This window comes from Kitasatospora sp. NEAU-CNBT7, assembly GCF_057220535.1.
The window spans coordinates 1-13,895 of the sequence record NZ_JBXQQB010000067.1 but is presented as its reverse complement, the minus strand read 5'-3'; the positions used below and the strand labels follow the sequence as shown (position 1 = coordinate 13,895).

The following is a 13,895-nucleotide window of genomic DNA, read 5'->3' as shown; positions in this document are numbered from 1 at the left end:
GTAGGCCAGCGCCGACTCCCGAGACTCACTCCGCGCGAACCGGCGGGCAAACCGCTCATGCAGCCCGGCCAGCCCGTCCGACCAGCGACGAGCATCGATCTCGGATATGTCCCCACCCATGAACGGTGCAACGAGCGGACCCGACAACCGTCACGGTAAGCACCGTTGCAGTACTAGCCGGAGGCGGTCAGCACCAGCCGGGCCCGCTCGGCCAGTTCCCGCACCCGGCGCTCGGCCTGGTACGGCTCCAGCAGCCGGAGCATCTCCACCACGTACTCGCGGCTGCGGTGCGAGGAGATCCGGCCGGCCACCTCCACCGCCCGCTCGCCGGCCGCCACCGCCGCGTCCAGGTCCCCGGCCTCCGCCTCCGCCATCGCGGAGACGAACAGCCGCAGGCCGTGCGAGCGCACGTACCCCTCGGTCGGCCGGGCCAGCGCCTCCCGGGTGAAGTGCCGCACCTTGGCGGGCACGCCCAGGTCCCGGAAGCACTCCGCGGCGTCCGCGGCCAGCCGGTCGTAGGCGTAGAAGTCGATCCAGGTCGGGTCCGGGTCCCCGGGCCGGGACCGGTCCAGCGCCGTCTCCGCGGCCGCCAGGGCCGCCGAACAGGCGGCTGCCGAACCGGCCCTGGCCTGCGCCCTGGCCTCCACCAGGTGGAAGAAGCTCATCGTCCGCGCGGTGGCCAGCCCCCGGTTGCGCTCCAGGGCCGCCTGCGCCAGGTCGATCGCCTCGTCCGGGAAGTTGCGGTACGCCGCCTGCAGGCTCATGGAGGCCAGTACGTAGCCGCCCAGCGGCACGTCACCGGCGGCCCGGGCCAGCCGCAGCGCCTGGATGTAGTAGCGCTGCGCGGCCTCGTGCTGGCCGGTGTCGAACGCCATCCACCCGGCCAGCCGGGTCAGTTCGGCCGTCGCGCCGAACAGCGCCCGGCCGACCGCGTCGCTGTAGGAGGCCAGCAGCAGCGGCGCCGCCTCCACCCGCAGGCACTCCGGCACCATCGACGAACGCCAGTCCCCGCCGCCGTACTTGGAGTCCCAGCGCCTGGCCTCCTGGGCGGCCTCGCGGAGCTTGGCCGCGTCCGAGTGCCCGACCCGGTAGCCGGACAGGTCCGGGGCCGGGGCCTCCCGGGCGACCGAGCCGTCCGCCGGGGCGATCAGCCAGCGCGAGACCGGGGTGGCGTACGCCGCCACCGAGAAGGTGCCGGCCAGGCTGTCGCTCCACCGCCCGCCGCCCGGTCCGCGCCGCAGGTCCAGGTCCACCCGCCACAGTTCGGTCGCCGACCGCACCGCCTCGGGCACCTCGCGCGGGAACTCCAGCCCCAGCTCCGGCGTCGGGTGCGAGTCGGCCAGGCCGATCTCCTCCAGCGGCACCGGGCGGCCCAGCTTGTTGCCGAGCGCGGTCGCGATCAGGTGCGGGACCGGGCGCTGCGGGACCATCCCCTTGGTCACCCAGCGGGCCACCGAGGTCTTGTCGTAGCGCAGCGTCAGGCCGCGCTGGGCGCCGAGGTCGTTGACCCGGCGGGCCAGGCCGGCGTTGCTGATCTGGGCCAGCGACAGGAGCGCGCCGAGCCGTTCGTTCGGCCCTCGTGAGGTGACGGTCATGGTGGCGGTGGCACCCCCTGGCGACGTCGTGCGCGGATGGCGGCGAGCGGCAGGCGGCGGCGGCCCGCCCGAGGGTGTCCGCTCCATACTGCTGCACCTAGCGTAGTCGTACGGGTTCCGAGGGTTAAGAGGCTGCATTCCGGATGGCGGGATCGCGCGCCCGCGTGTCCGGCTCCGGCCCGGCGGCGGACCGGGCGGGTGCGCCCCGGCGGGCCGCGGCCCGCCGCCGCCGGAGGGGCGTGCTCCGGTCGTGTGCCGATGTGCGCCACCCGTGCCCCCTGGCTCGCCGGGCAGGTCGGCGATTCGCTGGAGGCCGTGGAACGGCCCGCCGCCGAGGACCCGGCGGGCCGGGGGAGACCGCCGCCCCCGTCCCCGCGGGCGACGGTCGGGTCCGGGAGGGCATGCGGATGCCCTCCCGGGCTGTGCGGTGCCTTTCGGCCATCCGGAGATGTCCATGCCATGGACGGGTCCCGGGCCGGCCCGGCGGCCCCGCGCCAGGGGCGGACCGGGCCACGGAGGGGGAGGCCCGGGCCGCCGCCCGCGGACCGCCCGCGCCGACGGGCCGACCCCGCCCGCGGACCACGCGGACCGGCACCGCCGCCCCTGCCCACGCCGACGCGCCCGGATTCGCCCCCGCAACACGGGTCACCACCGGCCCGTCCAGTGGCACGATGTCTCCTGACGGCGTGCCGGCCCGAGCTCCACCCAGCGCGCCCGATCCCTCGTCAGGCGGAGGCGCGATGCGGTGGCTCACCGGCTGGAGCGGGTCCCCCGGCACCGGCGACCCGGCCCTGGCGGCCGTCCGCCCCCTGGCCGGCACCGCCCTGTGGAGCGGACCCAACCCGCTCTGGGCGGTCGGCGACTGGCGCCCGGACGAGATCCGCCTGGTCACCCTGCGCCCCGGCGGCCCGGCCACCGTCCGGCCCGGCCCCGACCCCGCCGACCCCGCCGACCGCGACTCCCCCGCCACCCTGCGCCTCGCCGTGATCGGCCACTGCGGCGCCACCGACACCGAACTCGCCGCCGGACTCGCCGCCGCCCGCGGCGGAGCCGTCCGCCACCTCACCGGCTGGCCCGGCAGCTACACCGTGGTGCTGCGCACCGGCCTGCGCAGCACCGTCCTGCTCACCGATCTGGCCGGACTGCAACAGGTCTTCCACACCCCCTGGAGCGGCGGCACCGCGTACGCCACCGCCGCGCTCCCGCTCGCCGACCTGGTCGGCGCCCCGCTCGACCCCGACCACCTCGCCGCCGTCCTCGCCACCCCCGAGGCACCGGAGGTGCTCGGCACCGGCACCCCGTACGCGGGCGTCCACCGGGTGCCGCCCGGCCACACCCTCGGCATCCGCAGCGGCCGCCCCTACACCGCCGGGTACGAGCCGGAGACCCCGCCCGGCCGCTGGACCCGCGAGGAGGCCCCCGCCGTCCGCGAACTCACCCGGGCCCTGCTGGAAGCCGTCCGCTGCCGGGTCAGAACCGCCGGACCCGAGGTCCCCGCCGCCCGCGACAGCTCCGACGACCCGGACGCCCCCGACAACCCGGACCTCCCCGACCGCGGCCCCGCGCAGCGCGGCCTGCCGCGCGCCCGGCTCGGCGTCGACCTCTCGTACGGCACCGCCTCCACCACCGTCGCGCTGCTCGCCGCCGCCGTCCCCATCGGTCCCGCCCCGGCGGCGGCCCGGCCCGGCACCCCGCTGCCCGCCCTGCGCACCGGCGCCGTCAAGGGCTCATGGGCCCGCACCCCCGCCACCCCCCGGCCCACCGCGCCCGAATCCCTGGCAGCCGTCACCCTCGGCGAGAGCGAACGGCCCACCCTCGCCGTCGACGCGCCCCGGCTGCGCCACGTCGTCCTGCCACCCGCGCTCCCGTACGCCGAACTCGCCGGGCCGCCCGCCGGCCTGCCCGCCGGACCGCTCACCGACGAGCCCGGCGCCGCCCTGCTCACTGCCGACGCGCTCGGTGCCCGCTTCCGGGCCGGCGGCACCGACCACCTCACCGGCTACGGCGCCCGGCACGTCCTGGACGGCCACCCGGCCCGGCTGGCCGACCTGATCCGGCTCGGCCGCTCCCGCGAACTCCTCGCCCCGCTCGCCGCGCTGGCCGGCGCCGACCGGGCCACCGCCGGCGCGCTCACCGGCACCGTCCGCACCCCGGTCACCGTGCTGCGGGCCGCCCACCGCCTGGCCCGGGCCGGGTACGCGGACGCGCTCGACGACCTCGCCGTCGCGCTCACCCTGCGCCGCACCCCCGAACCGGGGCCGACCGCCGGGGCCGGCTCGGCCGCCGCGCTGGCCTGGGCCGTCCCCGGGCCCGCCGCCCGCTGGCTCTCCGACCAGGCCCTCGCCGGCGTCGCCCAACGGCTGCGGACGGCCGCCCGCGGCGGCGCCCCCACCGAGCTGCCCGGCGCCCGCCGGGCCCGGCTCGCCCTGCACCGGCACGCCGCCGCCTACCGCACCCTGGCCCAGGCCGGCGAACAGCGCGGCCAGCGCCTGCACGCGCCGTTCCTGGACAACCAGGTGGTCCGCGCGGCCCGGCTGCTGCCCGAGGAGGTCCGGCTGCAGCCGGGTGCCCGGCACGCGCTGCTGCACGCCGTCCTCACCGGCGCCGGCCGCACCGACCTGCCCGCCGACTGGGGCCGCGGCCCCCGCCCGGACCGTACCGGCCCCGCCCGCACCGGACTGCGGCAGGCCGCCGACGCACTCGCCGACCTGTTCGAGCGCCCGCTGCTCGCCGAGGCCGGCCTGATCGACCACGCCGCCGTCCGGGAGTCGCTGGCCCGCGCCGCCACCCCGGAGGCCGCCCTGCCACCGGGCACCCTGGCAGGCCTCGCCGACCTGATCGCCACCGAACTGTGGCTGCGCCGGGTCGCGGCCCGCCGCCACGGTTCGTGCTGGACCGGCCTGCCTCCTGCGCAGCGGCGCGCCTTGAGCCGCCTGAGCTGAGACCTGGGTCCGCCAGGCCGCCGTGGGGCACGATTCCGCCTGCTCGTCGTGCCGCCCTGCGCAGCGGCGCGTGCCCCGACCCGCCTGAGGTGGGACATGGGTCCGTCAGGCCGCCACGGTTCGTGCTGGACCGGCCTGCCACCTGCGCAGCGGCGCGCCCTGACCCGTCCGACCTGGACTCCGCGCGGCGCCTCAGGTCGGCCCACGCGCCGCCGCCCAGGCCGGCCATGCCGGTCCCACCGGCAGTCGCCCCCGGCTCCTGCCGGACCGGGCCTCGAACCCGCGCGGCGGCGGCGTGCCTCGCGCTGCCCGTCCCGCGGCCCTGCCCGGCGCGCGCCCGCTCCTGGCCCACCACGCAGTGGCACACGTTCCGGCCCTGCTCACGTCCGCGTCCACGTCCATGCCCACGCTCGCGCCCGCGAAGGCGGCGCCGCGCCGCGTCCGGTCCGGGCGCGCCCTGCCGCCGGGCCGGGCCCGATCGGCGATCATGTGCTGGTGGTCCGTCATCCGGAGGCCGCTGTGCGTGAACCGTTCCCCGTGCTCGCCGAGCCGCCCCCCGTCGCCCGCCCGGGCATCCTCGCCGCCTGCGACGGCTCGGACGGTTCGCTCTGGGCGCTCGACCGGGCGATGACCGAAGCCGAACTGTTCCGGCTGCCGCTGTACGTGCTCGCCGTCGTCAACCCGTCCCCGTCCGGCTACCCGCCCGGCATGGCCGAACTGGTGCACGAGAGCGTCGAGCGGCTCACCGAGAGCATGGCGGACGGGCTGCGCCGGGCCGTCGCCACCGTCCAGTCGGCCCGCGAGCGCCCGTACGGCGGCGAGCTGGCCCTGCACGTGGTGCTCGGGAACGTGGTCGAGGTGGTGCTCGCCTGTACCGCCGGGCAGCACACCGTGGTGCTCGGCACCCGCGGAAACGGCGGCTTCAGCCGCCTGCTGCTGGGTTCGGTCAGTACGGCGGCGGTGCACCACGCGGCCTGCCCGGTGCTGGTCGTACCGGCACCGCCGGCGGGCTGACCCCGCCTGCTGGGCCGTGGGTCCGACGGGCCCCGGCCACGGCGGTTCGTGGACGTCCGGGAATGTCCTCCGGTGGTTGAGCGTTCATCCACCGGATCGGCGACGCCGACCGGCCGCCCGCCCGGCCGCCCTGCCCGGCCCCCCGGCCGGCCACCCCGTGACAGGAGCCCCGTCCCCCGATGAAGGTCGAGATTTTCAGCGACATCGCCTGCCCCTGGTGCTACCTCGGCAAGCGCCGCTTCGAACAGGCCCTGGACCGCTTCGCGGGCAAGGCCGAGGTCGAGGTGGTCTTCCGCCCGTACCAGCTGGTGCCGGACGCGCCCGAGAGCGCGAGCCCGCACCGCGCCTGGCTGGCCGAGCGCTACGGCCCGCAGTCGGTCGCGATGGACGACCGGGTGACCCAGCTCGGCAAGGCCGAGGGCGTGGACTTCGACTTCGACACCGCGCTGCACGTCAACACCTTCCTCGGCCACCGCCTGCTCCACCTCGCCGAGCGCGAGTACGGCGCCGCCGTCCAGTCCGAGCTGAAGGAACTGCTGCTCAAGGCCCACTTCGCCGACGGCGTCGACGTCGGCGACCGGGCCGCGCTGACCGAGCTGGCCGCCGCCGCCGGGATCGACCGCGACCGCGCGGCCGCCTACCTGGCGGGCGACGAGGGCGCGGCCGAGGTCCGCGCCCAGCTGGCGGAGGCCCGCGAGCTCGGCATCAGCGCCGTGCCGACCTTCGTCTTCGAGGGCAAGTGGGCGGTCCAGGGCGGCCAGGAGGCCGAGACCTTCCTCCGCGTCCTCGAGCAGGTCGCCGCCGAGACTGCCGAGACCTCCGAGACTGCCGAGACCTCCGGGACGTCCGCGGCCTCCGGCACCGCCCGGGACGCGGAGTCCGCCGCGCCCGCCGGCCACGACGCACACGCCTGCGCGGACGGCGCCTGCGCGGTCTGACCGGTCTGACCGGTCTGCGCGGTCCGAGCGGCCCGAGCGAACGTCCGGACCGGACGCCGTGCCCGAGGGCCCGTGCGGGTGCACCCCCGCACGGGCCCTCAGCTGCAGGTGAACCTGGCGTCCGCCCAGTCCGCGACGTCGATCAGCGGCCACCGGCCGGAGGCCGGCGTGACGACCAGCCGGATCGAGGTCTGCCCGGCCAGCGCCGCGTGCACCGCGACCGGACGGTCCCACGGCCCGACCCGGCCCGACTGCCACAGGGCCCGCCCGTCGGAGCCCTCCACCCGGAACACCACCGAGCCGGCCCCCACGCTCAGGTCGTCCAGCCCGGCCACCGCGTCGAACGCGGTGCAGCCGCGGTTGAGGTCGATCGTCACCTGGGACGGCACCCGCACCGACAGCGCGTGCTGATGCGCCGAACCGCGCATCCACACCGCCCGGCGCTGCGCCACCGGGTCGCCGCGCCGGATCACCGGTCCCGCCGCCGGGTCGCGGTGCTCACGCCCGACGATCGGCAGCTGGTCGAGCCAGAACGACACCGGCGGCGCGGGCGGGGACGGCGAGGGCGACGGCGGTGGTGTGGTCGGCACCGGCGGCGTCACCGGGGGCTCCGGCGGCGGCTCGGGTACCGGCGACGACGGTGCGGGCGTCACCACCGGTGCCGCCGGGGGAGTGGTGCTCGGCGACGGGCTGGGCTTCGGCCTCGGCACCGCCGCGCGCGGCACGGCGGCGGGCACCACGGGCTCATCGACGGGCGCGGGGGACGGGCTCGGCGTCGGATCGGGCGCCGGGCCGACCGGCGCCGCGACCGGCGGCGGCAGCGCCGGCGAGGACACCGCCGCGGCGACCACCGGCGGCTTCGGGGCCGGCGACCCGGCCAGGGCGTACGCGGCGACGGCGGCCGCACTCACCGCGACCCCGGCCGCGATGGCCGCCTTCGCGGCCGTACCCAGCCCCTGCCCGGCCACCGCGCCGAGCGCCGACCCGGACGACGAACCCGAGGCCCCGGCCGCACCCGCAGACCCGGCCGCACCCGCAGCCCCGCCGCCCGCCGTACCGCCCGCCGCGCCCGCAGCCGTACCCGCAGCGGAACCCGCGGCCGTACCCGCCGCAGCCGTACCCGCCGCGGCCGCGCCGCCGACCACGGCACCCGCACCGAGCGCCGCGGCCGCCGCCGAGAAGTACCCGGCGCCGACCCAGAGCAGCACGCCACCGGGCAGCACCGCCCGCAGGCTGTGGTTGATGTCGGAGAGCTCCAGGTAGGCCGCCGTGCAGCGGTCGCACTCCTGGATGTGCCGGCCCACCTCGGCCGAGGCCCGCTTGCGCAGCGACCCGCGGGCGTACGCGCCCAGCCGGACCGCGTACGCCGTGCAGCCGCTCTCCTGGCTGCCCGACACGTGCGCCTGGAGGAACCCGGCGGCCAGTCGGTCCCTGGCCCGGTGCGCCTGCACGGCGGTGGCGTTGGCGGTCTTCCCGATCAGCACCGCCACCGTCTTCGGCGACTCCCGCTCGACCTCGGTGTGCCAGAGCACCATCCGGTCGTCCTCGGGGAGTTCGACGAAGGCCTGCATCACCATCCGCCGGTCGGCCAGCGCCATCGCCCAGGCGTCCGCGCCGGGGTCGGCCAGGTCGAACTCGACCGTGGACGCCGAACTCTGGGCGAACGCCCCGAAGTCGTCGACCAGCTGCTCCCGCCGCTCCGAGCGGGTCCAGGCGGCGGCCACGTTGCGGACCGCCGTCAGCAGGTAGGCCCGGACCGCGAACTCCGGCCCCTTGCCCGCCCGCAGGGCCTGCAGGGTACGGGCGAACACCTCACCGGCCAGGTCCTCCGCGGTGAAGCTGTCCCGGCAGCAGGTCCGCGCGTAGCGGCGCACCGACTCCGCGTGCCGCCGGTAGATCTCCTCGTACGCGGCGTCGTCACCGGCCCGCACCCGTGCCGTCAACTCCGCGTCCGAGGGCGGACGTTCACCGTCCACCGGGTCGGCGGGCGCGGGCACCACGGCCCGGGCCGGGGCGAGGCGCCGGGCGCCCGCCGCCTCCCCGACGAAGGACTCCGGGGTGACCCCGCCCTGCCCCGCCGGGGCCTGACCCGGTACCCGCCCGGCCAGCGACTCCCTGGCCGGCGCGCCGGCCTGATCCGGTACCTGGCCCGGGATTCCGCGGCCGGAGCCCGGATCGTTCTGGTCGTCAGTGCTCAATGCGGCCCCCATGCGCCGAACCGGGTCGGCCGGAACAACTCCCGTGCGACCCGCCCCCGGCCGAGGCGGCCCTGGGCCGGGGACGACACCACCGCCATCGCGGCGGCCCGTACGCGGGGCGGCACGCCGAGCGGAACGGCACGCATCGGGACAATGGCTCCAACCACGGGCAAAGAATGGCATAGCGCAGCGGCCATCGGTAACCGGGAAGGCCACCGCCCACCCTTCCGGGCACCCGGTCGCCGGACCCCGCCGGGCCCGCCCGGCGCGCGCCCCCGCCCGCCCGCCCGGCCCGACGGTGCCTCAGCGCGCCCGCAGGCCCTGCAGCAGGATCTGCAGCAGCCGGTCCGCCGGAGCGTCCTCCGGCAGCCCCGGCGAGGTCCGCACCGGGACCGCGTGCGCCGGGACGGCGGCCGTCAGCACCAGCACCACGTCCGAGACCGTCACCCCCGGCCGCAGCTCCCCGGCCGCCCCGGCCCGGGCCACCAGCGCGGCCAGCAGGTGCAGCAGCAGCCGCGGATCGGCGTCCGGCACGACCTGCGCGTCGCCGTCCTGGGCCCGCCCGCCGAACGGCGCGTCGAGCCGCCCCTCGAAGGAGGCGTCCAGCGAACGGCGTTGCTCGGGCACCCGGCCGATGTCCTCGGCGTACCGGAAGGACTCCGGCGGCAGCAGCCGGCCCGCCCCGGACTCCACCGCCCGCGCCAGGAAGCCCGACAGCGCCTCCCACGGCTGCTCGTCGCCGTACAGCGACTCCCTGGCCTGGGCGGTCAGCCACCCGACCTCCTCGGCGGCGATCCGCTGGACCAGCACCTCCTTGCTCGGGAACCGCCGGTACACGGTGCCGACCCCGACCCCGGCCCGCCGCGCGACCTCCTCCATCGGCGCGTCGTAACCGAGCTCCCCGAACACCTGGCGGGCGGCCCGCAGCACGCTCTCCAGGTTCCGCCGGGCGTCGACCCGCAGCCGGGACGCCTCCCCGCGGCCGCCGTCCGGCTCGTACCCGGCGCCCAGTCCCGGGCCCAGCCCCGAGCCCGCTCCCGTGCCCGTACCAGCGCCGGTGCCGGGAACGGGCTCGCCGAGCCGCTCCGGCCCGGCCGGGCCGCGCTGCTCGGGCACCGCCCCCGGGCCGACCGGAGGCAGCGTGCGCCCCGCCATCTGTTCCTGATCAGTCATTCCAACCCTCCCCCGCAGGTGCCCGTCCCGGGCCCCTGTGCGGACCGCGTTCCCCCCGGTGCCGAACACCGGCGTCCGCGCCGTCCGCCTGATGTCTGCGCACTACCCTTCCCCGGATCTCCCCGGTGCAGTCCGGGAGTTCGGCCGGGTGGTTCAGGGACAGACCGAACCAATCGTTGGTCCAGCGCACAATCCGACCATAGTTCAAGGAAGTTCGGGGCAGAAGTGGCCGAAACTCGGCCACCGTCGCACGCCTGGCGCCATTCCGGCACATCCGTCCCACCCGATCCGGTCGGCACTGTGGACAAGACGGCCTTCGGCAGGGCGTCATATGGGGGACGTGAACCGGATCACAGTGGCCGGAGGTGCCCCATCAGGATCCTGATCATCGGTGGCGGGTGCGCCGGCCTGACCGTCGCGCTCCGGCTCCAGCAGACGCTGCGGACCCGGCTCCGTTCGGGCCAGGACGAGATCACCCTGGTCGAACCGCAGCCGTACCTCACCTACCACCCGCTGCTCGCCGAGGTCGCCGCCGGCACCATCGACCCCCGCCACGTGGTCGTACCGCTGCGGCGCACCCTGCCCGACTGCCGGGTGCTCACCGCCAGGGTCACCCGGATCGACCACTCCGCGCGGCGGGCCCGGATCGACGCCGCCGCCCCGGGCGAGAGCGGCCTCACCTCCGAACTGCCCTACGACGTCCTGGTGGTGGCCCCCGGTTCGGTCTCCCGCACCGCGCCCGTCCCCGGCCTCGCCGAACACGGCCTCGGCTTCGCCACCGTCGGCGAGGCCGTCAGCCTGCGCAACCACGTCCTGGAACAGCTCGACCTGGCCTCCACCACCCGCGACCCGGAACTGCGCCAGTCCGCCCTCACCTTCGTCTTCGTCGGGGCCGGGTACGCCGGCGTCGGGGCGCTCGCCGAGCTGGAGGACATGGCCCGGTACGCGGCCAAGGGCTACCACAACCTCCAGGCCGACGACCTGCGCTGGGTCCTGGTCGAGGCGACCGGCCGGATCCTGCCCGAGGAGTCCCCCGAACTCGCCGCCCACACCCTCGCCGAACTGCGCGAACGCAGCGTCGACGTCCGCCTGCGGACCACCCTGGAGTCCGCCGCCGACCGGATGATGACCCTCTCCGACGGCAGCCGGTTCGCCGCCCGCACCCTGGTCTGGACGGCCGGCACCCGCCCGGCGCCGCTGCTGAACCACACCGACCTCCCGCTCGATGGAAACGGCCGGATCCGGTGCCTGCCCGACCTCCGGGTGGCCGGCCCCGACGGCCTGCCGCTGGCCGACGCCTGGGCCGCCGGCGACTGCGCGGCCGTACCCGACCCCGGCGCCGACGGCGCACCCTGCGCACCCAACGCCCAGCACGCGCTCGCCCAGGCCGACCTGCTGGCGGCCAACCTGCTGGCCGCCGCGGCCGGGCAGGCGCTGCGCGACTACCACCCGGACCGCCCGTACTGCTCCACCTCGCTCGGCGTCGGCCGGGCCGTCGCCCACACCCGCCGCGGCCAGCTCACCGGCCGCCGCGCCTGGTGGCTGCACCGGGCCCGGCAGCTGCGCCGGCTGCCCAGCCCGGAACGCCGGGTCCGGATCCTCACCGACTGGCTGCTGGCCGGGCTGTTCCGCCGCGAGGTGGTCTCGCTGGGGTCCGTCGAACACCCCCGCGCGGAGTTCGAGGCCGGCTTCACCGACCACCACCCCGGCCCGTGACCGGGCCCGCGAACGCGCCGCGATGACGGTACGACTTCCGAAACCACGACCCGGCCTGACAGGATCTCCCAACCGGGTCATCACGTGGTGTGCTCACACAGACGCAAAAAGTGATGATCCGACTACAGCCCGCCGTTGACCCACCGCCTTGACCCACTGCCTCGACCCACCGTGCAGACCGACTGCCTGACCGACCGCCGTTGACCGACAGCCGATGGAAGCCCACCCGGGCCGCGCACCCCCCCCGCGGCCGGCCACCGCCGAGTGAACACCCGTACCCGAACCGAGGAAGCGGCCGACGTTGAACCTCATGCGCTGGAGCGCCCGGCTCACCGGAGCCCCGCGGCGTGCCGCTCCCCCCAGTCCCGGCCCCGGACACGTGCCCGGCCCCGGCCACGACGAGCCGGTCACCGTCCCCGGCCCGCGGGACCCGGCCGCGCAGGCCGGCCTGCTCGACCAATGCGACCTCGACCGGCTCTACGACCTGCGCGACGTCCTGCGCCGCCTCCCCGCCCCGGTCGCCGTCACCTACGGCCCGCAGCACCAGCTCGGCTACGCCAACCGCGCCTACCGCGAGCTCTTCGGCGCCCGAACCAACGGCCCGCCCGCGGCCGAGGCGCTCCCCGAACTGGCCGCCCTCGGCGTACTCCCGCTGCTCGACCAGGTTCTGCGCAGCGGCCGCCCGCGCAGCGTGAAGTCCCGGGCGATCCTCAGCCTCGGGGGGAACCGCTACTACAACATCTCCTGCGTCCCGCTCGGCGCCGGGACCGACGGCACCACCCCGGCCGGCGTCCTGATCTTCGCCGCCGAGGTGACCGACCAGGTCCAGGCCGCCCTGCGCCTGCGCGAGGCCGAACGTCGCCAGCGCCAGGCCGCCGTCACCCTCCAGCGCAGCCTCCTGCCGCAGAAGCTGGAACAGCCGGCCGACCTGCGGGTCGCCGCCACCTACCAGCCCGGCGGCGCGGACGCGGCGGTCGGCGGCGACTGGTACGACGTGATCGGCCTCGGCGGCGGCCGGACCGCCCTGGTGATCGGCGACGTGATGGGCCGCGGCATGCGCGCCGCCGCCGTCATGGGCCAGCTGCGCACCGCCGTCCGCGCCTACGCCCGCCTCGACCTCCCGCCCCACGAGGTGATGCGCCTGCTCGACGGCCTCGCCATGGAGATCGACGCCAACCAGATCGCCACCTGCGCGTACGCCGTCTGGGACCCGGCCACCAGCAGCCTCACCTACGCCTCGGCCGGCCACCTGCCCTTTCTGCTGCGCTGCCCCGAGGGCACCATCCTGCGCAGCGAGGAACAGAACGGCCCGCCGCTCGGCACCGGCAGCGGCACCCACATCTCGCACACCCTGCGCCTGCTCCCCGGCACCACCGGCGTCCTCTACACGGACGGCCTGGTCGAACGCCGGGAGAAGGACATCGACGACGGCATCGAACTGCTGGCCCGCGCCCTCGGCGGCGCGGCCGGCGCCCCCGACGTCATCTGCGCCAGGCTGCTCAGGGCGATGGGGGTCACCGCGGAGCACGACGACGACGTTGCCGTGCTGGCCTTCCAACTGCCACTTGACTCTCCCGCGCCGGATGCCTAAAGTTCTTCGAGCTGCCCGTCTCAGGGAGCACCGGACACGTGTCTACGCGGCCGGTCCCGAGGCAGCCAATCCCTTGAAACACCACTTCTCGTCCCACTGGGTCGTGCTCTGTCGCGTCCCCGTGCGAATTGGCGTGCGCGTTTATATGGATTGCGGCCGGATTCGCTTTTCGGAGCATGGATCGGCTAAGGTTTGAAACGTCGGACAGGCCGTCAGGTCGGGCCGGCGGAAGGCGAGTTGGACCAGGAAGCCCCGGAAACGGAGCGGAAAACGTCTGATAAGCTGGAAACACGAAGACCAGCCAGGTCGGGTGAGTGAAACTCCGGAAAACGGAGCGGAAAACATCTGCTAGGCTGGGAATCACGAAAGAACGAAGCGCCCGGAGGGCCCGCTGGAAGGCGGTCCGAAGGAAGTGTCCGTTCCTTGAGAACTCAACAGCGTGCCAAAAGTCAACGCCAGATATGTTGACATCCCCGGCCGGTCCGTTCGGATCGGTTGGAGATTCCTTTAGTAACAAAACACTAGCGAGGACGCAGTGCGCGGGGCCGCCCTATTCCGGTGGTTGCCGTGCCGCTCAACGCGAGTGTAGGCCGGATTACCGGCAGACATTCACGGAGAGTTTGATCCTGGCTCAGGACGAACGCTGGCGGCGTGCTTAACACATGCAAGTCGAACGGTGAAGCCCTTCGGGGTGGATCAGTGGCGAACGGGTGAGTAACACGTGGGAA

The 13,895-nt window shown here is 76.1% G+C and carries 7 protein-coding genes, 1 rRNA gene and 1 pseudogene; 6 read left to right on the top strand and 3 right to left on the bottom strand.

Going from position 1 to position 13,895, the window contains the following annotated elements; genetic code table 11:
- Positions 1 to 173 precede the first annotated feature (173 nt).
- Positions 174 to 1,595 carry an NsdA family TPR-like regulatory protein gene (locus tag AC2TEW_RS37170; protein ID WP_484627658.1) on the bottom strand — a complete coding sequence of 474 codons (1,422 nt, stop codon included), beginning with the start codon at positions 1,593 to 1,595 and terminating at the stop codon, positions 174 to 176.
- Between the two features lie 740 nt (positions 1,596 to 2,335).
- Here AC2TEW_RS37170 and AC2TEW_RS37165 point away from each other — a divergent pair.
- The 3 genes from AC2TEW_RS37165 to AC2TEW_RS37155 all read left to right on the top strand — a co-directional run bounded on the left by AC2TEW_RS37165 (position 2,336) and on the right by AC2TEW_RS37155 (position 6,489).
- Positions 2,336 to 4,537 carry an asparagine synthase-related protein gene (locus tag AC2TEW_RS37165; protein ID WP_484627657.1) on the top strand — a complete coding sequence of 734 codons (2,202 nt, stop codon included), beginning with the start codon at positions 2,336 to 2,338 and terminating at the stop codon, positions 4,535 to 4,537.
- A 519-nt stretch (positions 4,538 to 5,056) separates the two neighbouring features.
- On the top strand, positions 5,057 to 5,551 hold the full coding sequence (locus AC2TEW_RS37160; protein WP_484627656.1) for a universal stress protein: 495 nt from the start codon (positions 5,057 to 5,059) through the stop codon (positions 5,549 to 5,551).
- A 179-nt stretch (positions 5,552 to 5,730) separates the two neighbouring features.
- Positions 5,731 to 6,489, top strand: coding sequence for a DsbA family oxidoreductase (locus AC2TEW_RS37155; protein WP_484627655.1), 759 nt, complete (start codon positions 5,731 to 5,733; stop codon positions 6,487 to 6,489).
- A 98-nt stretch (positions 6,490 to 6,587) separates the two neighbouring features.
- Here the strand turns inward: AC2TEW_RS37155 and AC2TEW_RS37150 are convergent, their stop codons facing one another.
- Positions 6,588 to 8,687, bottom strand: coding sequence for a sigma-70 family RNA polymerase sigma factor (locus tag AC2TEW_RS37150; RefSeq protein ID WP_484627654.1), 2,100 nt, complete (start codon positions 8,685 to 8,687; stop codon positions 6,588 to 6,590).
- 303 nt (positions 8,688 to 8,990) lie between these two features.
- The gene (locus AC2TEW_RS37145) at positions 8,991 to 9,860 is read right to left on the bottom strand and encodes a TetR/AcrR family transcriptional regulator (RefSeq protein WP_484627653.1); all 870 of its coding nucleotides are present in this window, start codon (positions 9,858 to 9,860) and stop codon (positions 8,991 to 8,993) included.
- 300 nt (positions 9,861 to 10,160) lie between these two features.
- Between AC2TEW_RS37145 and AC2TEW_RS37140 the strand changes: the two genes are divergently transcribed.
- From AC2TEW_RS37140 to AC2TEW_RS37130, 3 genes and pseudogenes are all read left to right on the top strand, one after another.
- The gene (locus AC2TEW_RS37140) at positions 10,161 to 11,576 is read left to right on the top strand and encodes an NAD(P)/FAD-dependent oxidoreductase (protein WP_484627652.1); all 1,416 of its coding nucleotides are present in this window, start codon (positions 10,161 to 10,163) and stop codon (positions 11,574 to 11,576) included.
- A 301-nt stretch (positions 11,577 to 11,877) separates the two neighbouring features.
- A pseudogene (locus AC2TEW_RS37135) lies at positions 11,878 to 13,140 on the top strand (PP2C family protein-serine/threonine phosphatase); the annotation flags it as partial.
- Between the two features lie 635 nt (positions 13,141 to 13,775).
- Positions 13,776 to 13,895: ribosomal RNA gene (locus AC2TEW_RS37130) — 16S ribosomal RNA — on the top strand; the annotation flags it as partial.

Coding starts and splice junctions, on each gene's coding strand:
- AC2TEW_RS37170 (WP_484627658.1), bottom strand. CDS start 1,595: ATGACCGTCACCTCACGAGGGCCGAACGAACGGCTCGGCGCGCTCCTG.
- AC2TEW_RS37165 (WP_484627657.1), top strand. CDS start 2,336: ATGCGGTGGCTCACCGGCTGGAGCGGGTCCCCCGGCACCGGCGACCCG.
- AC2TEW_RS37155 (WP_484627655.1), top strand. CDS start 5,731: ATGAAGGTCGAGATTTTCAGCGACATCGCCTGCCCCTGGTGCTACCTC.
- AC2TEW_RS37145 (WP_484627653.1), bottom strand. CDS start 9,860: ATGACTGATCAGGAACAGATGGCGGGGCGCACGCTGCCTCCGGTCGGC.